Source organism: Streptomyces inhibens (genome assembly GCF_003389455.1).
GTDB classification, from domain to species: domain Bacteria; phylum Actinomycetota; class Actinomycetes; order Streptomycetales; family Streptomycetaceae; genus Streptomyces; species Streptomyces inhibens.
Genome location: NZ_QUAC01000197.1, coordinates 1 through 23,146, shown reverse-complemented (window position 1 = coordinate 23,146; position 23,146 = coordinate 1). Strand labels below are relative to the sequence as shown.

Here is a 23,146-nt window from a genome sequence, read left to right as displayed (position 1 = left end):
GGGCCCGGACACCTCAACAGGTGTCCGGGCCCGCCCCGTTTGGGGGTCCGGGGCAGACCCGTTTGCAGTCCTCCAGCGCGCTGAGACAGGTGATTCTTCATATTTTTGGGTCATGAGTCACAGACCTCGAACCCGGACGGTGCTGAGCTGCGGCCTCCTGCTCGTGCCCCTCGCGGTGAGCGCTGCCGCGTGCGGGGGCTCGGCGTCGGATCAGCTCTCCGCCAACCCCTACGACGCGGGCGACCAGATCACGGCCAACACCCCCGACGGAAAGCAGAAAGCGGACCCCGACAAGCCGCTTGAGGTCTCCGTCAAGGGCGATGAGGCGCGGATCACGGACGTGACCGCCACCGATTCCACCGGCCGCTTCGTCCGCGGCGAACTGAGCGCCGACGGCAGGCACTGGCGTACCACCGTGCCACTGGCCGCTGGCACCCGCTACACGGTGCGGGTGAGCACCGAGGAGGAGGACGGTTCTCCCGGCCGCAAGACGCTCGTGGTCCACACCACGGATGCCGACGGCCAGTTGACCGCCGCCTTCGGCCCGGAGAGCGGCGAGTACGGCGTCGGCCAGCCGGTCACCGCCGAGCTGAGCCGGCCGATCAAGGACGTCAAGGCGCGGGCCATCGTGGAGAGCGCCCTGAAGGTCGACTCCATGCCGCGCGTCGAGGGCGCCTGGCACTGGGTGGACGACAAGAAGCTGCACTTCCGCCCCAAGACGTACTGGCCCGCCCACGCCACCATCTCGGTGCACAGCAACCTGACCGGCCTGAAGATCGCCAAGGGGCTCTACGGCGGCCCGTCCAAGCCCGTGAAGCTCACCACCGGCGACCGTGTGGAGGCCGTCACCGACGCGTCGGCGCACCAGATGACGGTGAAGCGCAACGGCGAGACGATCAACACCATCCCCGTCACCACCGGCAAACCCGGCTTCTCCACCCGTAACGGCGTCAAGGTCGTGCTCGGCAAGGAGAGCTTCGTACGGATGCGCAGTTCGACCGTCGGCATCGCCGCCGGGAGTTCGGAGGCCTACGACCTGCCGGTCTACTGGGCCACCCGGGTGACCTGGAGCGGTGAATATGTGCACGCCGCACCCTGGTCCGTCGGATCACAGGGCGCGGCGAACGTCAGCCACGGCTGTACGGGCATGTCCACGAGCAACGCCCAGTGGTTCTTCAACACCGTGCGGGTCGGCGACATCGTCAAGGTCGTCAACAGCGGCGGCGACACCATGACGCCCTTCGACAACGGCTTCGGCGACTGGAACATGCCCTGGCAGGAATGGCGCGCCGGCAGCGCACTGAAGAGCAAGGCCTCCACCACCACAGGAGCGGCCGAGCGCGAGCAGAGCGCCGCCGACGACGCCCGGCTGCGCCCGGGGCTCTGAGGGGCTCTCAGCAGGCCGCTCAGGCCTGTACGAGGTGCTTTCGGCGCAGCAGGCCGGCCAGGGCGTCGGCGAAGGCCACCGGGTCCAGCGGATGGGTCACCGCGGCGTCCGCCCGGCTCCAGGTGGCCAGCCAGGCGTCCTGCGGGCGGCCGATCAGCAGCAGCACCGGCGGGCACCGGAAGATCTCGTCCTTGATCTGCCGGCAGACACCCATCCCGCCCGCGGGCGCGGTCTCGCCGTCCAGCACACAGACGTCGATGCCGCCCTGCTCCAGGGCCTCCAGGACGGCCGGTGCGGTGGCACACTCCAGGATCTCGATCTGCGGGACATCGGCGGCGGGGCGCCGTCCGGCCGCCATCCGGACCTGCTCGCGGGTGTTGGCGTTGTCGCTGTAGACCAGCACCGTGGCAGTCGCCTGCATCGTTCCTCCACGCTTCGTAGCGGCACAGCATCGGGTGGGGCGGATGCTACTCCCACGGGGGGCGCCCGCAGGAGGGGTTGAGCGGATCCAAGATCTGCCCGACGGGCCGTCAGGACCGGCCCCGGCGGCGCCGGAGGAGGCCGGTCCACGCCGGGCGTCCTCCCTTCGGGCGACGGTGAAATTGGGCCGTACGAGCAGGGCATACGTCCTTGACACACCGAACGGCACCCCCCGGAGTGAGGGCGGGATAAGCGACCGACATAATGTCGGTCGTGGCGACAGCAACGACAGTAGAAACCGGGCACGCGCACCCGTCGGTCAATCGGCCGAACCTCACCAGCGTCGGAACCATCATCTGGCTGAGTTCCGAGCTGATGTTCTTCGCGGCCCTCTTCGCGATGTACTTCACCCTTCGATCGGTGACCGGATCCGCGTATTGGAAGGAATCCGCCGATGCGCTGAATCTTCCGTTCTCCGCGACCAACACCACGATCCTGGTGCTCAGCTCGCTGACCTGCCAGCTCGGCGTTTTCGCCGCCGAGCGCGGCGATGTCAAGAAGCTCCGCGCGTGGTTCGTGGTCACCTTCATCATGGGTGCGATCTTCATCGGCGGTCAGGTCTTCGAGTACACGGAGCTGGTCAAGCACGAGGGCCTGTCGCTCTCGTCCGGCCCGTACGGCTCGGTGTTCTACCTGACCACCGGCTTCCACGGACTGCATGTGACGGGCGGTCTGATCGCCTTCCTGCTGGTCCTGGGCAGGACGTACGCGGCCAAGAGGTTCACCCACACGCAGGCCACCGCGGCCATCGTCGTGTCCTACTACTGGCACTTCGTCGATGTCGTCTGGATCGGCCTCTTCGCCACGATCTACCTGATCCGGTAACCGGTCCCGACCGACCCGCATATCAGACAGACATAGCCAAAGCATCGACGCAGAAGATCCTGACACCGGGGTAATCCGTGAAAAAGCTCTCCGCACGACGGCGCCATCCGCTGGCGGCGCTCGTCGTCCTACTCTTCGCGCTGGCGGTCACTGGGGGGCTGTACGCCGCGTTCGCGCCGGCGGACAAGGCTCAGGCCGATGACACCGCCCAGTCTCTTGCCATCAAGGAGGGCAAGAAGCTCTTCGCCGTGGGCTGCGCCAGCTGCCACGGCACCGGCGGTCAGGGCACCACCGACGGCCCCAGCCTGGTCGGCGTCGGCGCCGCAGCCGTGGACTTCCAGGTGGGCACCGGCCGTATGCCGGCCCAGCAGCCCGGCGCCCAGGTGCCGCGGAAGAAGAACATCTACACCAACGCCCAGATCGACCAGCTCGCGGCCTATGTCGCGTCGCTGGGCGCCGGTCCCACCGTGCCCGAGAAGTCGCAGTACAGCTCGGACGGTGCCGACATCGGCAAGGGCGGCGAACTGTTCCGCACCAACTGCGCGCAGTGCCACAACTTCACCGGTAAGGGCGGTGCCCTCACCAACGGCAAGTACGCGCCGACGCTCGAGGGCGTGGACCCGAAGCACATCTACGAGGCCATGGAAACCGGCCCGCAGAACATGCCCTCCTTCGGTGACGGCTCGCTGAGCAAGCAGAACAAGAAGGACATCATCGCGTACCTCGGCGCCGTCAACGGCGATGAATCCGAGAGCCCCGGCGGCCTCGACCTCGGCGGTCTCGGTCCGGTCAGTGAGGGTCTCTTCGGCTACATCTTCGGCCTGGGCGCGCTGGTCGCGGTCGCCATCTGGGTCGCAGCCCGGACTACGAAGGCCAAGAAGTCATGAGCGAGACTGGACGACACGAAGACGTGCCAGAAGAAATTCTGCCCAGTGAGCGGGAGACGGCTCACGAAGGCGTGGTGACCAAGGCGGACAACCCGTTCGCCGACCCGGGCCTGCCGGCCCACGAGCACCGCGCCCAGGACATCGACGAGCGGGCCGCCAGGCGCTCCGAGCGCACCGTCGCCCTCCTCTTCCTGGTGTCCATGATCGCCACGGTCGGCTTCATCGCCGCGTACGTGGCCATCCCGATCGACAAGATCGTCTACATCTGGCCGCTCGGCTACATCAGCGGTCTGAACTTCGCGCTGGGTCTGACGCTCGGTGCGGCGCTCTTCTGCATCGGCGCCGGCGCGGTCCACTGGGCCCGCACGCTGATGTCGGACGAGGAGGTCGCCGACGAGCGGCACCCGATCCAGGCTCCGCCCGAGGTCAAGGCCAAGGTTCTGGCGGACTTCGCAGCAGGTGCGAAGGAGTCGCAGTTCGGCCGCCGCAAGCTGATCCGCAACACGATGTTCGGTGCGCTGGCCCTGGTGCCGCTCTCCGGCGTGGTGCTGCTGCGCGACCTCGGTCCGCTGCCCGGTACGAAGCTGCGCACGACGAACTGGAAGAAGGGCGTCCGGCTCGTCAACCAGTCCACCAACCTCCCGCTGCGTCCCGAGGACATCGCGGTCGGCTCCCTGACGTTCGCCAAGCCCGAGGGGCTGGAGGAGGACGACGAGGAGTTCGCGGAGAAGATCGCCAAGGACGCCCTGATGCTCGTGCGGATTCAGCCGCAGAACATCAAGGACAAGCACGAACTCTCCTGGTCGCACGAGGGCATCGTGGCGTACTCGAAGATCTGCACCCACGTGGGTTGCCCGATCAGCCTGTACGAGCAGCAGACGCACCACGTGCTCTGCCCCTGCCACCAGTCGACGTTCGACCTCTCTGACGGCGGTCGGGTGATCTTCGGTCCGGCCGGACACGCCCTGCCGCAGCTGCACATCACGGAGAAGGACGGCTTCCTGGAGGCCGCAAGCGGCTTCGAGGAGCCCGTCGGCCCGAGCTTCTGGGAGCGCGGATGAGTAACGAGACGAGCGCGACCACCACGCGCCGTGGCCAGGCGCCACGGGGCGAGCGGATCGCCGACTGGGCGGACGGCCGGCTGGGCATCTACAGCCTCGCCAAGTCCAATATGCGCAAGATCTTCCCGGACCACTGGTCCTTCATGCTGGGTGAGGTCGCGCTCTACAGCTTCATCATCATCATCCTGACCGGTGTCTATCTGACGCTGTTCTTCCACCCGAGCATGGCCGAGGTGACCTATCACGGTTCCTATGTGCCCATGCAGGGGATCCGGATGACGCAGGCCTTCGAGTCGACGCTGAACATCAGCTTCGACGTCCGGGGCGGTCTCCTTATAAGGCAGATCCACCACTGGGCCGCGCTGGTCTTCCTGGCCGCGATGATGGTCCACATGATGCGGGTGTTCTTCACCGGCGCCTTCCGCAAGCCGCGCGAGGTCAACTGGCTGTTCGGCTTCCTGCTGTTCGTGCTGGGCATGTTCACCGGCTTCACCGGCTACTCGCTCCCCGACGACCTGCTCTCCGGTACCGGTGTGCGGTTCATCGAGGGCGTCATCCTGGCGATGCCGCTGGTCGGTTCGTACCTGCAGTTCTTCATCTTCGGCGGGGAGTTCCCGGGGCACGACATCATCCCGAGGTTCTTCACGGTGCACGTGCTGCTGCTGCCGGGCATCATGCTCGGCCTGCTGGTGGCGCACCTGATCCTGGTCTTCTACCACAAGCACACCCAGTTCCCGGGTGCCGGCAAGACCAACAACAACGTCGTGGGTATGCCGCTGCTGCCGGTCTACATGGCCAAGGCCGGAGGCTTCTTCTTCCTGGTCTTCGGTGTGATCTCGGTGATCGCCGCGATCGCCAGCATCAACCCCGTGTGGGCCATAGGGCCGTACCGGCCGGACCAGGTCTCCACTGGTGCGCAGCCGGACTGGTACATGGGCTTCGCCGAGGGCCTCGTCCGTGTCATGCCGGGCTGGGAGTGGAACTTCTGGGGTCACACCATCAACTTCGGTGTGCTGATCCCGATCCTCGTCTTCCCGCTGGTCCTGGTCGCCATCGCGGTCTACCCGTTCGTCGAGTCCTGGGTCCGCGGTGACAAGCGCGAGCACCACATCCTGGACCGTCCGCGCAACGTCCCGACCCGCACCGGCTTCGGTGTGGCCTGGCTGGTCGCGTACTTCGTGATGCTGATCGGTGGCGGTAACGACCTGTGGGCGACGCACTTCCACCTGTCGCTCAACTCGCTCACCTGGTTCGTCCGGATCGGATTCTTCGTCCTTCCGGTGCTGGCCTTCATCGCCACCAAGCGGATCTGCATGGGTCTGCAGCGGCGCGACAAGGACAAGGTGCTGCACGGACGCGAGTCCGGCATCATCAAGCGCCTGCCGCACGGTGAGTTCATCGAGGTCCACGAGCCGCTCAGCCAGGAGCAGCTGCACGTCCTCACGCAGCACGAGCAGCCCGAGCCGCTCGAACTGGGCCCGGAGGTCGACGAGAACGGCGTCGAGCGCAAGCTGTCGCGCTCGCAGAAGCTGCGCGCCAAGCTCTCGAAGTCCTTCTACGGCGAGGACAACGTCATCGCCAAGCCCACGGTCGAGGAGTACCAGGAGATCACCAGCGGCCACGGCCACCACTGATCACCTCGGCGCCTCGTAGCGCACCGTAGGTAGTACGCCACCCAGAGGGCCCCGTCCGACGATCGGACGGGGCCCTCCGGCATACCCGGCGGCTCGATAGGGTGACGGCATAAGCAGGAGACGAACCAGGAGCGTGGACCATGAACGTTGTGACCCCGGTTGGCGGCGACAGCGTGGCGGCCCACACCTGGCCGGGCATCCTGAACGCCCTGCTCGACGGCCGTGACCTCGCCGCGGACGACACCGCCTGGGCGATGGACAAGATCATGCGGGGCGAGGCCAGCGACGCCCAGATCGCCGGGTTCGCGGTGGCGCTGCGGGCCAAGGGCGAGACCGTCGCGGAGATCTCCGGACTCGTCCGCACGATGTACGCGCACGCCCGGCTGATCGAGGTGCCGGGGCCGAGCGTCGACATCGTCGGCACCGGCGGCGACGGCGCCAAGACCGTCAATATCTCCACGATGTCCTCGATCGTGGTGGCCGGCACCGGCGCGAAGGTCGTCAAGCACGGCAACCGCGCGGCGTCCTCGGCCAGCGGCGCCTCCGACGTACTGGAGAAGCTCGGCGTCAATCTCGATCTCACCCCGCGGCGGGTCGCCGAGGTCGCCGAGGAAGCGGGCATCACCTTCTGCTTCGCGGTGAAGTTCCACCCCGCGCTGCGCCATGTCGCCAATGCCCGCGGCCAGCTCGGCATCCGCACCACGTTCAATGTGCTGGGCCCGCTGACCAACCCCGCGAAGGTCCGCGCCCAGGCGACCGGCGTCGCGGACGCCCGGATGGCGCCGATCCTGGCCGGGGTGCTCGCCGAGCGCGGCTCCTCGGCGCTGGTGTTCCGCGGCGACGACGGTCTGGACGAGCTGACCACGACCGCGACCTCCCGGGTGTGGATCGTGCGGGACGGCACGGTGCGCGAGGAGGCCTTCGACCCGCGGGACGTCGGGATTCCGCTGGTGCCGGTGGAGGCGCTGCGCGGTGCGGACGCCTCGTACAACGCGGATGTGGCCCGCCGGCTGCTGGACGGGGAGACCGGGCCGGTGCGTGAGGCGGTGCTGCTGAACTCCGCGGCGGCGCTGGTCGCGCTGGAGCCGGCCGACGCCCCGCTGGCGGAGCAGATCCGGGCCGGTATCGACAAGGCCGCCGCCTCGATCGACTCCGGGGCGGCCAAGCGGGTGCTGGAGCGCTGGGTGGCCGCCAGCAACGCATGAGCGTCCGGTGACGCAGAGTGTGACGCAAGCCCCGGTCCGTCATACGGACCGGGGCTTGTGCGTTGTTGATCGTGTGGCATGATGCTGCGCAGGTCACGAGTGACAGCGACATAGGCCCCGGCCCGCTGTCCGGCAACCCTCCTTCCGTGGCGGGGTGCCCCGGGTGATGACCAGGCCGCAGGCAGCGAGGTCTGCGGCAAGCGCGGATCCCTCGCCAGGGATCCTGGTCCTCGAGGGAGAACTTCCGTGAATCAGCGAATGCGATAGGGCCGACGGCCCCTTTTCCGCACCCTTTTTCTCTTTACGCTGCGGCGCTCCGCCGTGCGCTGTGACGCACCCTGACGCGCCCGTCCGCAGCGAATTCGCTTATCTCTCACGGGAGTTCGCCATGTCTGTTTCCGCCGTTGCCGCCGACCGTTCCGTTTGTGCCCCGCTGCCGGTTCTCGGCCGGGATGTCCTGGTCCCGCTCGTGACCGGCGGCGAGGTCGACTACGCCGCGCTGGACTACGCCGCCAGCGCGCCGGCGCTGCAGCGGGTCTGGGACGACGTGGCCGCCTACGCCCCGTACTACGGCAGCGTGCACCGCGGCGCCGGCTACCTCTCGCAGCTGTCCACCGACCTCTTCGAGAACAGCCGTAGGACGATTGCCGAGTTCCTCGGCTGCCGCGACGAGGACCAGGTGGTCTTCACCCGCTCCACCACCGACTCGCTCAACCTGCTCGCCGCCGTACTCCCGCAGAACACCCGGGTGTTCGTCTTCGAGACCGAGCACCACGCCTCGCTGCTGCCGTGGGAGCAGCGCCCGGACACCGCGGTGACGTATCTGAACGCGCCGCGCACCCCGCAGCAGGCGGTGGACACGCTGGAGAAAGCGCTGGCCGGGCGAGAGCCTTACGGGCCGGCGCTGGTGTGTGTGACCGGTGCGTCGAATGTGACCGGTGAGCTGTGGCCGGTGCGGGAGCTGGCGGCTGCCGCGCATGCGCACGGCGCGCGGATCGTGCTGGACGCGGCGCAGCTCGCCCCGCACCACCCCGTCGACATCGCGGAGCTCGACGTCGACTGGGTCGCCTTCTCGGGGCACAAGCTGTACGCGCCGTTCGGCGCCGGTGTGCTGGCCGGCCGCGCCGACTGGCTGCAGGCCGCCGAGCCGTACCTGGCGGGCGGCGGCGCCAGCCGTAAGGTCTCCCGCCGTACGGACGGCGGCGTGGACGTCGAGTGGCACACCACCGCGGCCCGGCACGAGGCCGGTTCGCCGAACGTCATCGGCGCCTATGCCATCGCCTCCGCCTGCCAGGCGCTGACCGAGGCCGGCTTCGACGGTCTGGTCGCCCGCGAGCAGGAGCTGATCGCCCGTGTCCGCGAGGGCCTGGCCGAGGTGCCCGAGGTGAAGGTGCTCTCGCTCTTCGGCGACGACGCCCCGCGGGTGGGCGTGCTCTCCTTCGTCGTCGAGGGCTGGAACAGCTCGCACTTCGCGGCCGCGCTGTCCGCCGAGTACGGCATCGGGGTGCGTGACGGGCTGTTCTGCGCGCACCCGCTCGTACGGACCCTGCTGGGCAGCGAGCCGCAGGAGCCGGGGGAGTGCGGTGCCCCGGAGGCGGCGCCCGGGGAGCGTTCCCTCAACGCCATCCGGGTCAGCTTCGGCGCCGGCACCCCCGACGAGCATGTCGAGCGGTTCGTGCGGGCGGTCAAGGAGCTGGTGGCGGACGGCGCGCGCTGGAACTACCGCACCGAGGACGGGCGTTGCGTGCCCGACACGTCTGCCTGACGTGGGCGTACCCCCACGTTTTCGGCTTCCCGCCGTGGTGCTGGTTCACCGTTGCTCCCCCACTGCCTAAAGGGCGTGGGAGGTACCCCCACGCGGCGGGCGTGGGTTGTCGGGTGCGGTGACGGCCCTCCGGGGCAGGGTGTCCGGACTGCTTCGCTTTACGTCCGGACACCCTGCCCCTGCGGCCCGTCCCCTCCCGTGAGTGGGATGGAAGAAGGCCGGTGGGGGTGTGCGGAGGGGGCCACTGCGGCCAGTTGACGGCACCACGCCCGCCCCCGCCCACGTATTCCCACCCACCCACGGGAGGGGGCGGGCCGCAGGACGGAGTCCGGAGGGCCGGTCCCGCAGCTGAACAGCCCCGCGCAGCGGACACAGCCCGCCGCGTGGGGGTACCTCCCACGCCCTTCAGGCAGTGGGGGAGCAACGGAGAGAAGAGGTACGGCGGGACGGCCGGCAACGTGGGGAAAACGGGCTACGCGTCGAGCCCGATCGCGAAGGCCGCTTCGAGGTCGTGCTGGGAGTACGTACGGAAGGCGATATGCGTCTCCGTGGAGGCGACGCCCGGNACGTACGGAAGGCGATATGCGTCTCCGTGGAGGCGACGCCCGGCACCTTGCTGATCCGGCCGGGGATGACCTCCGCGAGGTCGTCGTGGGCGGCGACCCGCACCATGGCGATCAGGTCGTGGGCGCCGGTGACCGAGTAGACCTCGCTGACGCCGTCCAGTGCGGCGATCTTCTCGGCGATCTCCGGGATCTGGTCCACGCTGGTCTTGATGAGCACGATCGACGTGATCACGGCTGGCTCTCTCCCTCGGTCGCCCGGACATTCTCCCTGGTGGCCCCCACACTATCCCTCCCGTAGCGGACCCATGCGTAGAGGAAGCCGAGCGCGAAGCCGACCACATGCGCGAGGTAGGCGACACCGGGGCCGTGGGGGTCGTCCTGCGCGGCCTGCCACTGCAGGAAGAACCAGAACAACAGCACGATCCAGGCGGGAAAGCGCAGCGGCAGGAAGAACAGGAACGGGAAGACGCTGGTGACCCGGGCCTTGGGGAAGAGGTAGAGGAAGGCGCCCAGTACGCCGGAGATCGAGCCGGAGGCGCCCACCAGCGTCTGGCCCGAGCCGGCGTGTGCGGCCGCGTAGCCGAGCAGTGCCAGGTAGCCGATGATGAGGTAAAAGGCGGCGAACGGCAGCCGGCCCATCCGCGCCTCGGCCATCGCGCCGAAGACGTACAGAAACAGCATGTTGCCGAGCAGATGCAGCCAGCTGCCGTGGACGAACAGCGCGGTGAGCGGGGTGAGCAGCGCCCGCGCCGAGCCGCTCCACAGATCCAGCGGGATCACGCCCCACCGCTTGAAATACGCGGTCTGGGCCTTCAACAGGGCGTCGCCGCTCCCGTACATCCGGTTCAGGCCGGAGGCGGGTCCGATCACGAAGACCGCGCAGCACAGGCAGATCAGGACATTCGTCATCCGTGAAAAGAGCGCTTTGAGGGAGCGGACGGGGTGCGCGGGACGGGTGAGACCGGGCAGACGAGGAGGAGTAGACGGCGCCGTCATAAAGCGATCATGGCTCAATGGGGGGCAATCGGGACAGAGTGCCTCGCCGCGTACCGGCTCCTGGGCAGGGCCCGCACCGGCCCCCCATCAGGCCGTAGGGTTGCAGGCATAACCTTGCGAACTCCCGCAGTCCGACGGCGCACCGCGTGAACCGCACGACAGCACGAGATCGATGAGCACGAAAGAGGACGACACGATGGCTGTTCCCCTGCCGACGGCCGAAACCCGGTGGCGTTGCACGCTGTGCGGCAACCTCACGCGTTTCGATGTGACCCGTCAGTCCAAGGTCGTCGAGTACGTCCACCTGGACCTGGCCGGGGACCCGAAGGTGGAGGAGCGCGAGGTTCTCAGTGAGAGCATCGAGTCCGTGCGCTGCCGCTGGTGCAACGCGGTCGACCAGATCGAGCTGGTGGACCGTCCGGGCGCGAGCGCCTGAGATCGGAGCGATGCAGCCGTGGTGGACCGTCCAGAAGGGGAGCCGGGGGCCCAGCGTGACGACGCACCCGAGGGTGCGGCGGACGAAGTGCTCGACCGACCGCTGCCCGAGGGCGTACGGCGCCGGGTCGTGGCGCTCACCGCGGAGTCGTTCGGCGCGCTGACGGTCGCCGAACTCCCGTCACCGCTGCGGCAGTACGCCCGGTTCACCCCGACTCGTCGGGCGAAGTTCGCCGGAAACGCGATGGCCGCGGCGCTGGAGAGCGATGCGGTCTTCCGGCAGCGGATCGCGGCCAAGCTGCGCGAGGCCCAGCCGGAGCTGGCCGAGGCCCTGGACCACGGCAACCCGCCCGCCGCGGCCGATCCGCTCGATGTCGCCGCGGCTGCCTATGTGCTGCGCCCGGACGGCTGGGTCAAGCTCGTCGCGGCGGCCGGCGAGGAGGCCCAGCGGGCGCGGGCCGAGCGGGCCGGCGAGGAGGCCGAGCGGGAGCTGGCCGGGCTGCGCGAGGAGCTGGCGCAGGCACGCGGCGAGGCCCGTGCGGACACCGAACGCATCAGGACGGATCTGGACGCCGTCCGCAAGGAGAACGAATCACTGCGGCGCAAGCTGCGCAGCGCGCTGAGCGACGTCAAGCGCGGTGAGGCGGCGGTGCGCAAGGCCGAGGCCGCGCTGACCGAGGCGCGGGACCGGGCGGCCATCGAGAAGACCGCGGCGGACAGCGAACTGCGCCGGCTCAAAGCCCGGATCGCCGAGGCCGAGGCAGTGCTGGAGACCAGCCGGCGAGCCGCCCGCGAGGGGCGCAGCGTCGAGGACATGCGGCTGCGGCTGCTGTTGGACACGGTCCTGGACGCGGCCCAGGGGCTGCGCCGCGAGCTGGCCCTGCCGCCCGCCAACGTCCACCCGGCGGACACCGTCGAGGCGGTCGCCCCGGGCCGGATGACGCCCAAGGACATTGCCACGCGGGCGCTGTCGGAGACGGACCCGGCGCTGCTCGACCAGCTTCTGGCGCTGCCTCAGGCACATTTGGTGGTGGATGGCTACAACGTCACCAAAACCGGCTATCCGACCATGCCGCTCGACAAGCAGCGGCTGCGGCTGCTGGGCGGTCTCGCGGTGCTGGCGGCGCAGACCGGCGCGGAGATGACCTGTGTCTTCGACGGCGCGGAGCTGGCGGCGCCGGTGCTGCTCGCGCCGCCGCGCGGAGTCCGGGTCCTTTTCAGCAAACCGGGCGTAACGGCTGATGAGTTGATTCGTCAGCTGGTAAGGGCCGAACCGCCCGGCCGTCCGGTCGTCGTGGTCTCCACCGACCGGGAAGTGGCCGACGGTGTCGCCAAGGCCGGGGCGCGGCCGGTCGCATCGGCCTTGCTCCTCAAACGACTTGCCCGCACCTGACGGAACGCGCCCCGAGAGCCCCCGGAGCCCGGGAAGTCGCTTGCCATCCGTATCTGAGCGTCAATTGATGCTTACTGCCTGTGTGATGTTGGTAAAGGATGGGGTTTGTGGCGCAGATTTTTCCCGTGAGGATTTGAAGCGATCACAGCTCGGTTACTAAGGTCAGTCCGAACCTTCATACAGGTGATCATCCAACCGGGATGAACAGTGAAGGTACCGCCGAGTCCGCGGCGTTCACGCGGAGCCGGGGTCTTACCCCCCCCACTTCCCGGTAGGCGGCTGAAGGAAGAAGGAGCTCGCCCCCGTGGCGTCCCACCGTCGACCCAAGCAGCCGAGCCGTACCCGCGTGACCGTGCTCACCGCCACCGCCGCGGCGGCCGTAGCCCTCTCGTCCCAGGTCGCCCAGGCCGACCCCCACCAGCAGTCGAAGAAGGACGTCAAGTCCGAGGTCGACAAGCTCTACGAGCAGGCCGAGCAGGCCACCGAGAAGTACAACGGGGCCAAGGAGCAGCAGGACAAGCTCCAGAAGGAGGTCGACGACCTCCAGGACAAGGTCGCCCGCGGTCAGGGCGAGCTCAACCAGCTCCGCAAGGGCCTGGGTGCCGTCGCCTCCGGCCAGTACCGCAGCGGCAGCATCGACCCCTCGGTCCAGCTGTTCCTCTCCGGCGACCCGGACACCTACCTCGAAAAGGCCGCCACGCTCGACCAGTTGAGCGGTAAGCAGGCCGAGCAGCTGAAGACCATCGCGGACAAGCAGCGCCGGCTCGCCCAGGAGCGCGAGGAGGCCGCGAGCAAGATCAAGGACCTCTCCGAGACCCGTAAGGCGCTCGGTGACAAGAAGGACGAGATCAAGGGCAAGCTCGCCAAGGCGCAGGAGCTGCTCAACACCCTGACCGCCAAGGAGCGGGCGGCCATGCAGGCCAAGGAGGACCGCGCCAACCGCAGCAACGAGCGGGTCAACCTCGGCGATGACGTGCCCGCTTCGCAGCGCGGTGCGGCCGCCCTGCAGGCCGCCCAGACCAAGATAGGTTCGCCCTACGTCTGGGGCGCCACCGGCCCGTCGTCCTTCGACTGCTCGGGTCTGACCTCCTGGGCCTACCAGCAGGCCGGCCAGTCGCTGCCGCGTACCTCGCAGGCACAGGCCAACGCCGGTACCCGGATCGGCTCGGAGAGCGCCCTCAAGCCCGGCGACCTGGTGCTCTTCTACAGCGACCTGCACCACATCGGCCTCTACGCCGGCAACGGCCAGGTGCTGCACGCGCCGAAGCCCGGCGCCTCCGTGCGCTACGAGGCGATCGGCAACATGCCGTTCGCGTTCGGCGTGCGGGTCTGAAAAGCCTCACAACACTCTCAGCCTGCCGCCCGTTCGGGCGAACTGCGGCCCTCGCCGCTGACCTGCCGCCCCGCCGGTGACCTGCACAGTCACCGGCGGGGCGGCTTTTTGCGCACGAAAAGTGGTCTTTGTTCGGTGTGGACCGGCGCCGTTACTGTCTGCCCTCGCAGCATCCGGTCACCGACGCCCTCCAGGGCGGCAGGGTCTTCCCCCATAGTTCTCGGCTGCGCTCGAACAGGGGAGACCCCCATCGAAAGGAGTGCGGCTCTCGTGGCGTCCCACCGCCGTACCTCGCAGTACGGCCAGGCCACCCTCGCCGGGGTCACCGTTCTGTCGGCCGCCCTGGCGACCGCCGCCGCGCTGTCGGCACAGCCGGCCTCCGCCGACCCCGCGAAACACCCGGCCGCCGGCCGCGAAGCGGCGACCGCACAGGTCGACAAGCTTTACGAACAGGCGGAGCGGGCCACCGAGAAGTACGACGGCGCCGACGCCCGGGCCAAGGAGCTGCGCGACGAGGTGGCGACCCTCCAGGACCGCACCGCCCGCGCCCAGGAGCGGGTCAACCGGATGCGCGGCCGGCTCGGCGCGCTGGCCGCCGCCCAGTACCGCGACGGCGGGCTGGACCCCACCCTCAGGCTGATGCTCACCGAGCGGCCCGACAGCTACCTGGAGAAGGCCTCCGCGCTCGACCGGCTCGGCAATGCGCAGGCCGGCCGGCTGCGCGAACTGCGGGCGGCGCAGCGGTCCCTGGAACAGCAGCGCCGGGAGACCGTACGCAAGCTGGCGGAGCTGGAGGCCGGCCGCAAGGACGTCGCCCGCCGCAAGAAGGACGTCCAGCGCAAGCTGGCCGCCGCGCAGCGGCTGCTGAACGCGCTCCCCAGGGACGCCAGGGAGGCCTACGCCCGGGCCTCCAGGAGCGACGGACGCGGCGAGGTGGCCCCCGACCTGGCCGGCGCCGTACCGGCCTCCGGGCGGGCCGCCGCGGCCGTCGCCGCGGTGCGCGCCGCCGTCGGCTCCCCGTACGCCTGGGGAAGCAGCGGACCCTCCGCCTTCGACTGCTCCGGACTCACCCAATGGGCCTACGGCCGGGCCGGCGTCTGGCTGCCCCGTACGTCGCAGGCCCAGCGCGGCGCCGGCCGGCAGGTCCCGCTCAGCCAGGCACAACCCGGTGACCTGGTCATCTACCGCTCGGACGCCAGCCATGTCGGGATGTACGTCGGCAACGGCCACGTGGTCCACGCGCCCTATCCCGGCGCGCGGGTGCGCTATGACCCGGTCGCGATGATGCCGATCTCGGCCGTCACCAGGCCCTGAGGCGGATCCCAGCGTTTTTGCCCCGGCCGGGCCGGATCTACGATCGTCCGCATGTCAGACCAGTGGGCGAGACGGGCGCCGTCGCGTGCCCGGGCGGCGGGCTGCGGCGCGCTGCTCCTCGTGCTGCTCGCCCCCGTGGCCGGCTGCGGGCCCGCGCCCTCGCCGTCGGCCCGTTTCCCGGACGTCCAGCGCATGCTCGACGCCCGTGCCCAGGCCGTCCGGCAGCGGGACGAGACGGGCTTCCTGGCCGCCGTCGACCCCCGCGCCACCGGCTACCGCAACAGCCAGCGCGCCATGTTCGCCCACCTGGCCGGTGTCCCGCTCGCCGACTGGAACTACGACCTCGACTCGACCGACGCCTTCCCGCTCCCCGACGGCGGCGAACAGCTGGCCGCGAAGGTACGGCTGCGCTACCGCCTCAAGGGCTATGACACCGCGCCGGTCAACGCCGTCCAGTACCTCACGCTCACCGAGCGCGACGGCCGCTGGCTGATCTCCTCGGACACCGACGGCACGGCGGTCGGCAGGATCGGCACCCGCCAGCTGTGGGACCAGGGTCCGGTACGGCTGGTCCGCGGCCGGTACAGCCTGGTCCTCGGCGGCGCCGGGCATCCGGCGCGGCTGCGGGACCTGGCGCGCCGGGTGGACCAGGCGGTGCCCGCGGTCTCCGACGCCTGGAAGGGGAAGTGGGCGCAGAAGGTGGTGGTGGAGGCGCCCGACTCGGTCGAGCGGATGGCACAGCTGATGGGCAGCGACGACCCGTCCGGCTATGCCGGGATCGCGGCGGTGACCACCGGCGAGGCCGGCGCGACGACGAGCGCGCCCGCGGACCGCGTGATCGTCAACCCCGATGCGTACGAGGAGCTCAACGACCTCGGCCGCAAGGTGGTCCTCACCCACGAGACCACGCATGTCGCCACCCGTACGGTCACCACCGCGGCCACCCCCCTGTGGCTCTCCGAGGGCTTCGCCGACTGGGTCGCCTACCGCGGTACCCGTCGCAAGCCCGCCACCGCCGCCCCCGAACTCACGCGCGCGCTCGCCAAGGGCAAGCTCCCCGCCCGCCTCCCGACCGACGCCGACTTCGGCTTCAAGGCCGGCGCCGACCGGCTGGCGAAGGCGTACGAGGGCAGCTGGCTGGCCTGCCGGATGATCGCCGACAAGTGGGGCGAGGCCAAGCTGATCGCGTTCTACCGGGCGGCGGGCAAGAGCGGGATACCGGCCTCGGCCGGGAACACGGGCGCGCCCATGGAGGCCGTGCAGGGGACGGCGGCGCCCCACGGCACCGCCCGGGCGGGGTCCCCCGGCCGGCACCACCCGGACCGCCCGCCGTCCCGCGCCGACCGCACGGACCGCGCGATGCGGACCCAACTGGGCGTCGGCCTGGAGGAGTTCACCCGTCGGTGGCGGGCTTATGTGAAGCAGCTGTTGGAGCGGTGAGAGGGGCAGCCGTATCGCCCGCCGCCGACCGCGCGGCGATCAGCTCGACGGACCCGGGGAGCCCGCGTACGGGCCCGCGCGTCGAGGTCCACAGCCGGCGGCAGGCGAGCAGCGACGCGGCGACCAGCAGCCCGTTGCGCAGCGCCAGCAGCGCGATGCCCCGCAGATCGCTCGCCACCACATGCGCGAACCCGACCGGGAACTCCAGCAGCGTGACCCCGGTGGCGAGCAGGACCAGCACCGCCGCCGGCGCCTGCCGGCTGCCGCGTACGGTCATGCACACCGCGGCCAGCCCCACCAGCCAGAGCATGTACTGCGGGCTGATCACCCGGCTGGTGGTGGTGAACAGCAGGGTCGCGGTGAAGGCGGCGTCGCACAGCGTCGCGGGCGTGCGCTCCCGGGCGTGCACCCGCCACAGGACCAGCCAGCCCAGCGCGGCGACGCTCAGCGCGAGCGCGAGGGTGCTGACGAGCGGGACCCCCGGTCCGAGGAACTCCACCGAGCCGTAGTTCAGCAGCACCTGGCCGCTCCACCCGTAGTGGCGGGCGACATGGAAGACCAACGCGCCGAGCGACTCGATCTCCGTACCGCGGTCGCGCTGGAAGGTGAGGAAGGCCAGCGCGCCCGGTGCGGCGGCCACGAAGAACAGGGTCAGCCCGGCCGCGCTGCCGGCGGCGCTGCGCCACAGGGCGCCCGCCCGGCGGCCACGGAGCGCCGCCCCGGTGAGCAGCAGCGCGGGCCAGACCTTCAGCAGCGCACCGAACGCGACCAGCGCGCCCGCCACCCGCGGCCGGCGGACCGCGGCGAACAGCGCGGCGGCGGCGACCGCGGTGACCAGCAGGTCGTAGCGGGCGTACGCGGTCGGGCCCAGCAGCGCGACGCCCACGATCCACACCCACGCCCCGGCCGGGCGATGGCCCAGGCGCCGGCCGGCACGCAGGAAGAGCGCGAGCGCCGCCGCGTCCGCGGCCAGGACCAGGGCGTAGAACGCCGGCGCGTAGTCGAGGGGCAGCAGACCCGGGGCGAGCACGGCGAGCGCGGCGGCCGGCGGGTACTGCCAGGTCACATCGTCCAGCGGGAAGGTGCCGGTCTTCAGGACCTCGAACCAGCCCTGGTAGATCACCGAGACATCGGTGGTGACATCCGGTCCCGGCAGCACCAGCACTCTCAGGACGCACAGCAGGACCACGGCCCGGGTCACGGCCCACACCGCGACCGGGAGACCCGCCCCGCGCGCTCTGCTGATGCTGGTCATCGTCACCTCGTCGCTCGTCGGCCGCGCCTGCCGACATGATGCCGGTAGGGGCTGGTCACGACCGTAGAGGAGGGACGGGCGTGGCGGGGCGGGCCGCCGCCGGCCGGCCCGCGACCGGTACTGTCGGGCCCGAACCGCCGAGACCGACCGCTCGGACCGACCGTCGAGAGACCATCGTGCACAAGACCTTGATCGTCACGAACGACTTCCCGCCCCGGCCCGGCGGTATCCAGGCCTTTCTGCACAGCATGGCGCTGCGTCTGGACCCCTCCCAGGTCGTCGTCTACGCCTCGACCTGGAAGCGCGGCAAGGAAGGTCTCGCGGCCACCGCGGCGTTCGACGCCGAGCAGCCCTTCCCGGTCGTCCGGGACCGTACGACGATGCTGCTGCCCACTCCGAGGGTGACCCGGCGGGCCACCGGGCTGCTGCGCGAACACGGCTGCTCGTCCGTATGGTTCGGCGCCGCCGCGCCGCTCGGGCTGATGGCGCCCGCGCTCCGCTCGGCCGGCGCCCGCCGCATCGTGGCGACCACACACGGCCATGAGGCGGGCTGGGCACAGCTGCCGGCCGCCCGCCAACTTCTGCGCCGCATCGGCGAGGGCACGGACACCCTCACCTACCTCGGCGAGTACACCCGCTCGCGGATCGCGGACGCACTCACTCCCGAAGCCGCCGCACGGATGGTCCAACTCCCGCCCGGCGTCGACGAGAAGACCTTCCACCCGGGCTCCGGCGGCGACGCCGTACGGGCCAGGCTCGGGCTCGCCGGCCGGCCGGTCGTGGTGTGTGTCTCACGGCTCGTACCGCGCAAGGGGCAGGACACCCTCATCGAGGCGATGCCCGCCATCGTGTCCGCGGTGCCCGACGCAGTGCTGCTGATCGTCGGCGGCGGCCCGTACGAGAAGGAGCTGCACGCGCTGGCCCTGGAGAAGGGCGTCGGGGACGCGGTGCGCTTCACCGGGGCGGTCCCCTGGGAGGAACTGCCCGCCCACTTCGGCGCCGGTGATGTCTTCGCGATGCCGTGCCGCACCCGCCGCGGCGGGCTCGACGTCGAGGGCCTCGGCATCGTCTACCTGGAAGCCTCGGCGACCGGGCTCCCCGTCGTGGCGGGCGACTCGGGCGGCGCCCCCGACGCGGTCCTGAACGGCGAAACCGGCTGGGTCGTCCCCGGCGGCTCCCCGACCCCCACCGCCGAACGCATCATCACCCTCCTCAAGGACCCCGTCCTGCGCCGCACCATGGGCGAACGCGGCCGCGCCTGGGTCGAGGAGAAATGGCGCTGGGACCTGCTGGCGGAGCGCCTCAAGGAGCTGCTGTAAGCGGCAGGCCGGCCCTCAACGGCGGCCCGCCACAAAAAGATCCGCCGCCGCGGCGCTCGGCCACGACGGCGGATCTCGACGGTGCCCGGCCGACCGGACACCCGCATCCGGTCAACCATCGGACCCGTCCTAGGCCCGGTACAGCGCCTCGATCTCCTCGGCGAAGTCCTTCGCCACGACATTCCGCTTCAGCTTCAGCGACGGCGTGACATGGCCCGACTCCTCGGTGAACTGGGCCGGCAGGATGCGGAACTTGCGGACCGACTCGGCCTTGGAGACGGCCGCGTTGCCGTCGTCGACGGCGCGTTGGACGGCGGCCAGCAGCTCGGGGTCGTCGGCGATCTCGGCCGGCTTCACGTCGGCGGGGTGGCCGTGCTCCTCGGCCCAGCGGGGGAGGAACTCCTCGTCGAGGGTGACCAGCGCGCCGATGAAGGGCCGGCCGTCGCCGACGACCATGCATTCGGCGATCAGGGCGTGCGCCCGGATGCGGTCCTCGATCACGGCGGGGGCGACGTTCTTGCCGCCCGCGGTGACCAGTATTTCCTTCTTGCGGCCGGTGATGGCGAGGTAGCCGTCCTCGTCGAGGGTGCCGAGGTCGCCGGTGTGGAACCAGCCGTCGGACAGGGCCTCTTTGGTGGCCGTGGGGTTGTTCCAGTACTCGGTGAAGAGGTGCTCGCCGTGCAGCAGCACCTCGCCGTCGTCGGCGATACGCACCACGGAGCCCGGCAGCGGCTGGCCGACGGTGCCGATCTTCTGACGGTCCCAGGGGTTGAAGGCGGTGGCCGCGCAGGACTCCGACAGGCCGTAGCCCTCCAGGGCGGTGAAGCCGATGCCGCGGTAGAAGTGGCCGAGGCGTTCACCGAGCGGGGCGCCGCCGGAGATGGCGTGGGTGGCGCGGCCGCCGAGGACGGCCCGCAGCTTGCCGTAGACCAGCCGGTCGAAGACCTTGTACTTCAGCTTCAGGCCGAGCGCCGGGCCGTCCGCGGTGTCCAGCGCGCGGCTGTACGCGATCGCGGTCTCCGCGGCCTTGTCGAAGATCTTGCCCTTGCCGTCGGCCTGGGCCTTGGCCCGCGCCGAGTTGTAGACCTTCTCGAAGACCCGGGGCACGCCCAGGATCAGCGTCGGCCGGAAGGAGGCGAGGTCGTCGGTGAGGTGCTTGATGTCGGGGGCGTGGCCCAGCTTGATGGGGGCCATCACGGAGGCGACCTGCACCAGGCGGCCGAAGACATGGGCGATGGGGAGGAAGAGCAGGACCGAGGAGTCACCGGTGCGGAACAGCGGGCGCAGCCGCTCGACGATATTGCCGCACTCGGCGAAGAAGCTGCGGTGGCTGAGCACACAGCCCTTGGGGCGGCCGGTGGTGCCGGAGGTGTAGACGATGGTGGCCGGCGAGTCCGCGTCGGCGAGCGCGCTGCGCGCGTCCACCTCGTCGTCGGTGAGGCCGGCGCCGGCGGCCCGCAGCCGGGCGATGGCGTCCCGCTCGATCTGCCAGATGTTCGCCAGGTCGGGCAGCCGGTCGCGGACCGATTCGACGGCCGCCTCGTGGCCGGGGGTCTCCACCAGGCAGGCCACCGCGCCGGAGTCGCCGAGTATCCACTGGATCTGCTCGGCGGAACTGGTCTCGTACACGGGGACGGTGATCGCGCCGGCGCTCCAGATGGCGAAGTCCAGCAGCGTCCACTCGTAGCGGGTGCGCGACATCAGGCCGACCCGGTCACCGGGCTGGATTCCGGAAGCGATCAGGCCCTTGGCGGCGGCGCGGACCTCGGCGAGGAAGGTGGTGGCGGTGACGTCCTGCCACTCGCCGTTCACCTTGCGTCCCATGACGGCAACATCCGGGTGCTGCGCGGCATTTCGGCGGATAAGATCCGTCAGATTGCCGTCCGCGGGGACCTCGTACAGGGCCGGAAGGCTGAACTCGCGCAAGACTGCTGCTCCTCAAAAGCGCCGGCGCCACGACGCTGTGTGTACACCGGCGGCGGTCCATGATCATGCAAGGGGGATTGGACTGCCCGGACGTTACCCATGGGTATTGCGGTTGGGATAGGGGGTCACGCCCAGATGTTCGATGCGTCACACGCTTGGAGATACGCCATGGGGACTGTCCCGCGCAGACTAGACCAGCGGGTCGGTGACCCGAAAGTAACCCCAGCCCGACCGGGGGCACTCCCCGCGCGCGCTCGCGCGATCTAGGGTGACGCCATGCGCGTGCATGTGGTCAGTGACGTACACGGCAACAGCCGGGACCTCGCGGCGGCCGGGACCGGCGCCGACGCCCTGGTCTGCCTCGGTGACCTGGTCCTCTTCCTCGATTATGCCGACCACTCGCGCGGCATCTTCCCCGACCTCTTCGGCGCAGCGAACGCCGGCGCGCTGGTCGAACTCCGCACCGCACGGCGCTTCGAGGAGGCCCGCGAGCTCGGCCGCAGGCTGTGGGGAGAGCTGGACGGCACGGGCGTGAGCCGCGAGTCCGTCATCGAGGGCGCGGTCCGCAGGCAGTACGCCGAACTCTTCGCGGCCTTCCCGACACCCACGTACGCCACCTACGGCAACGTCGACATACCGCGCCTGTGGCCCGAGTACGCCGGGCCCGGCACCACCGTCCTGGACGGACAGCGGGTGGAGATCGGCGGCCGGGTCTTCGGCTTCGTCGGCGGCGGATTGTCCACACCCATGCGCACCCCCTACGAGATCAGCGACGAGGAGTACGCCGCCAAGATCGAGGCGGTCGGCGAGGTCGACGTGCTGTGCACCCACATCCCGCCGGACGTGCCCGAGCTCTGCTACGACACCGTCGCCCGCCGCTTCGAGCGCGGCAGTGCGGCGCTGCTGCACGCCATCCGCACCACCCGGCCGCGCTACTCCCTCTTCGGTCATGTGCACCAGCCGCTCGCCCGCCGGGTCCGGATCGGGGGCACGGAATGCGTCAATGTCGGCCACTTCAATGCCACGGGGACGCCGTACGTTCTGAAGTGGTGAGCCGGAACGGGCGGGGCGGAGCGCCGGAACGGCAGGGGTGGCGCGCCTGGTGGCCGGCGGTCCGAGGGGTGTGCGCCCGGTCGTGGCGGGCCCGCTGGTGTCCGCCTCCGTTCCCCCGCGCGGTAGCCTCAGAGCCTGTCGTCGAATCCCGGCCGGGCTCGACGACGGGCTCTTGGCAGCAGAGACACCGCGCAGTGGGTCTCCCCTGCTCGAACGGAGCTGAGAGCTTGGGGAAGAGTCGGCGGACCGGCATGAATCGGCATGGAGGAGTCACGGCGATGGCCGAACACACCAGCTCGAGCATCACGATCGAGGCGGCACCCGCCGAAGTGATGGGAGTGATCGCCGACTTTGACCGCTATCCGGAGTGGACCGGCGAGGTCAAAGAGGCAGAGGTGCTCGCCAAGGACGACGAGGGCCGCGCGGCGCAGGTGCGCCTGCTGCTGGACGCCGGCGCGATCAAGGACGACCACACCCTCGCCTACACCTGGACCGGTGCCAACGAGGTCAGCTGGTCCCTGGTCAAGTCCCAGATGCTGCGAGCCCTCGACGGCTCCTACCGTCTCGCCGCGCTGAACAACGGCGCCAGCACCGAGGTGACGTACCAGCTCACCGTCGACGTCAAGATCCCGATGCTCGGGATGATCAAGCGCAAGGCCGAGAAGGTCATCATCGACCGTGCGCTGGCCGGGCTGAAGAAGCGCGTCGAGAGCGGTCCCGCCGACCAGGCTGCCGGGCCCGCCGACGAGGCCCGGTCCGCCGACGAGGCCAAGAAGCTCTGAGCGTGCGCATCGTCCTTGTCACGGGGCCCGGCGGCGCGGGCCGCACCACGCTCGCCGCCGCGACCGCCCTGGCCGGCGCCCGGCGGGGCG

General features: G+C 70.3%; 20 protein-coding genes, 1 pseudogene and 1 riboswitch. Of the genes and pseudogenes, 15 read left to right on the top strand and 6 right to left on the bottom strand.

Annotated features, from left to right (window positions below):
- Window positions 1-112 precede the first annotated feature (112 nt).
- Complete coding sequence (locus DY245_RS24380) at window positions 113-1,387, top strand: L,D-transpeptidase (protein ID WP_244943230.1); 1,275 nt, start codon at window positions 113-115, stop codon at window positions 1,385-1,387.
- A 19-nt stretch (window positions 1,388-1,406) separates the two neighbouring features.
- On the opposite strand, the gene DY245_RS24375 is transcribed toward DY245_RS24380, so the two are convergent.
- Entirely contained in the window at window positions 1,407-1,808 is a 402-nt protein-coding gene (locus tag DY245_RS24375) for a DNA-binding transcriptional response regulator (RefSeq protein WP_128509370.1), read from the bottom strand.
- A gap of 263 nt (window positions 1,809-2,071) precedes the next feature.
- On the opposite strand from DY245_RS24375, the gene ctaE reads away from it, so the two are divergent.
- From ctaE to DY245_RS24345, 6 genes are all read left to right on the top strand, one after another.
- Entirely contained in the window at window positions 2,072-2,692 is a 621-nt protein-coding gene (gene ctaE / locus DY245_RS24370; protein ID WP_128509369.1) for an aa3-type cytochrome oxidase subunit III, read from the top strand.
- 77 nt (window positions 2,693-2,769) lie between these two features.
- Complete coding sequence (gene qcrC, locus DY245_RS24365) at window positions 2,770-3,579, top strand: cytochrome bc1 complex diheme cytochrome c subunit (protein WP_128509368.1); 810 nt, start codon at window positions 2,770-2,772, stop codon at window positions 3,577-3,579.
- Window positions 3,576-4,640 (top strand): cytochrome bc1 complex Rieske iron-sulfur subunit, encoded by a 1,065-nt coding sequence (qcrA, locus tag DY245_RS24360; protein WP_128509367.1) that lies wholly within the window; start codon window positions 3,576-3,578, stop codon window positions 4,638-4,640. The genes qcrC and qcrA overlap by 4 nt, the downstream gene beginning before the upstream one ends.
- The gene (qcrB, locus tag DY245_RS24355; protein ID WP_128509366.1) at window positions 4,637-6,274 is read left to right on the top strand and encodes a cytochrome bc1 complex cytochrome b subunit; all 1,638 of its coding nucleotides are present in this window, start codon (window positions 4,637-4,639) and stop codon (window positions 6,272-6,274) included. The genes qcrA and qcrB overlap by 4 nt, the downstream gene beginning before the upstream one ends.
- A gap of 140 nt (window positions 6,275-6,414) precedes the next feature.
- Window positions 6,415-7,479: an anthranilate phosphoribosyltransferase gene (gene trpD, locus DY245_RS24350; RefSeq protein ID WP_128509365.1), complete on the top strand. Its 1,065-nt coding sequence runs from the start codon at window positions 6,415-6,417 to the stop codon at window positions 7,477-7,479.
- A 91-nt stretch (window positions 7,480-7,570) separates the two neighbouring features.
- Window positions 7,571-7,688, top strand: a riboswitch (SAM riboswitch).
- Between the two features lie 179 nt (window positions 7,689-7,867).
- Window positions 7,868-9,244: an aminotransferase class V-fold PLP-dependent enzyme gene (locus DY245_RS24345; protein WP_128509364.1), complete on the top strand. Its 1,377-nt coding sequence runs from the start codon at window positions 7,868-7,870 to the stop codon at window positions 9,242-9,244.
- A 472-nt stretch (window positions 9,245-9,716) separates the two neighbouring features.
- On the opposite strand, the pseudogene DY245_RS46680 reads toward DY245_RS24345, so the two are convergent.
- From DY245_RS46680 to DY245_RS24335, 3 genes and pseudogenes are all read right to left on the bottom strand, one after another.
- Window positions 9,717-9,809 (bottom strand): annotated as a pseudogene (locus DY245_RS46680) (Lrp/AsnC family transcriptional regulator); the annotation flags it as partial.
- A gap of 1 nt (window position 9,810) precedes the next feature.
- On the bottom strand, window positions 9,811-10,042 hold a 232-nt coding region (locus tag DY245_RS24340), incomplete at its 3' end, for an Lrp/AsnC family transcriptional regulator (protein WP_425329436.1).
- Window positions 10,039-10,719 carry a rhomboid family intramembrane serine protease gene (locus DY245_RS24335; RefSeq protein ID WP_128509363.1) on the bottom strand — a complete coding sequence of 227 codons (681 nt, stop codon included), beginning with the start codon at window positions 10,717-10,719 and terminating at the stop codon, window positions 10,039-10,041. The genes DY245_RS24340 and DY245_RS24335, both read right to left, overlap by 4 nt.
- Window positions 10,720-11,002: 283 nt before the next feature.
- Here DY245_RS24335 and DY245_RS24330 point away from each other — a divergent pair, with 283 nt between their 5' ends.
- The 5 genes from DY245_RS24330 (at window position 11,003) to DY245_RS24310 (ending at window position 16,721) form a co-directional block, all read left to right on the top strand.
- Window positions 11,003-11,242 (top strand): hypothetical protein, encoded by a 240-nt coding sequence (locus DY245_RS24330; RefSeq protein ID WP_128509371.1) that lies wholly within the window; start codon window positions 11,003-11,005, stop codon window positions 11,240-11,242.
- Window positions 11,243-11,260: 18 nt separating this feature from the next.
- Window positions 11,261-12,634 carry an NYN domain-containing protein gene (locus DY245_RS24325; RefSeq protein WP_128509362.1) on the top strand — a complete coding sequence of 458 codons (1,374 nt, stop codon included), beginning with the start codon at window positions 11,261-11,263 and terminating at the stop codon, window positions 12,632-12,634.
- Window positions 12,635-12,938: 304 nt separating this feature from the next.
- The gene (locus DY245_RS24320) at window positions 12,939-13,967 is read left to right on the top strand and encodes a C40 family peptidase (RefSeq protein WP_128509361.1); all 1,029 of its coding nucleotides are present in this window, start codon (window positions 12,939-12,941) and stop codon (window positions 13,965-13,967) included.
- A 270-nt stretch (window positions 13,968-14,237) separates the two neighbouring features.
- Window positions 14,238-15,281, top strand: a complete 1,044-nt coding sequence (locus DY245_RS24315) for a C40 family peptidase (protein ID WP_128509360.1) — start codon at window positions 14,238-14,240, stop codon at window positions 15,279-15,281.
- A 51-nt stretch (window positions 15,282-15,332) separates the two neighbouring features.
- The gene (locus tag DY245_RS24310; RefSeq protein WP_128509359.1) at window positions 15,333-16,721 is read left to right on the top strand and encodes a hypothetical protein; all 1,389 of its coding nucleotides are present in this window, start codon (window positions 15,333-15,335) and stop codon (window positions 16,719-16,721) included.
- Here DY245_RS24310 and DY245_RS24305 read toward each other — a convergent pair.
- A complete protein-coding gene (locus DY245_RS24305; protein WP_128509358.1) occupies window positions 16,675-17,976 on the bottom strand; it encodes a glycosyltransferase 87 family protein in 1,302 nt (433 codons plus the stop codon). The two genes, DY245_RS24310 and DY245_RS24305, sit on opposite strands and share 47 nt — an antisense overlap.
- 176 nt (window positions 17,977-18,152) lie before the next feature.
- On the opposite strand from DY245_RS24305, the gene DY245_RS24300 reads away from it, so the two are divergent.
- A complete protein-coding gene (locus DY245_RS24300) occupies window positions 18,153-19,295 on the top strand; it encodes a glycosyltransferase family 4 protein (RefSeq protein ID WP_128509357.1) in 1,143 nt (380 codons plus the stop codon).
- 129 nt (window positions 19,296-19,424) lie between these two features.
- On the opposite strand, the gene DY245_RS24295 is transcribed toward DY245_RS24300, so the two are convergent.
- The gene (locus DY245_RS24295) at window positions 19,425-21,221 is read right to left on the bottom strand and encodes an AMP-dependent synthetase/ligase (protein ID WP_128509356.1); all 1,797 of its coding nucleotides are present in this window, start codon (window positions 21,219-21,221) and stop codon (window positions 19,425-19,427) included.
- 276 nt (window positions 21,222-21,497) lie between these two features.
- Between DY245_RS24295 and DY245_RS24290 the strand changes: the two genes are divergently transcribed.
- Both DY245_RS24290 and DY245_RS24285 read left to right on the top strand, forming a co-directional pair.
- On the top strand, window positions 21,498-22,274 hold the full coding sequence (locus DY245_RS24290; protein ID WP_128509355.1) for a metallophosphoesterase family protein: 777 nt from the start codon (window positions 21,498-21,500) through the stop codon (window positions 22,272-22,274).
- Between the two features lie 278 nt (window positions 22,275-22,552).
- A complete protein-coding gene (locus tag DY245_RS24285; RefSeq protein WP_128509354.1) occupies window positions 22,553-23,056 on the top strand; it encodes an SRPBCC family protein in 504 nt (167 codons plus the stop codon).
- The last annotated feature ends 90 nt before the right edge of the window (window positions 23,057-23,146 follow it).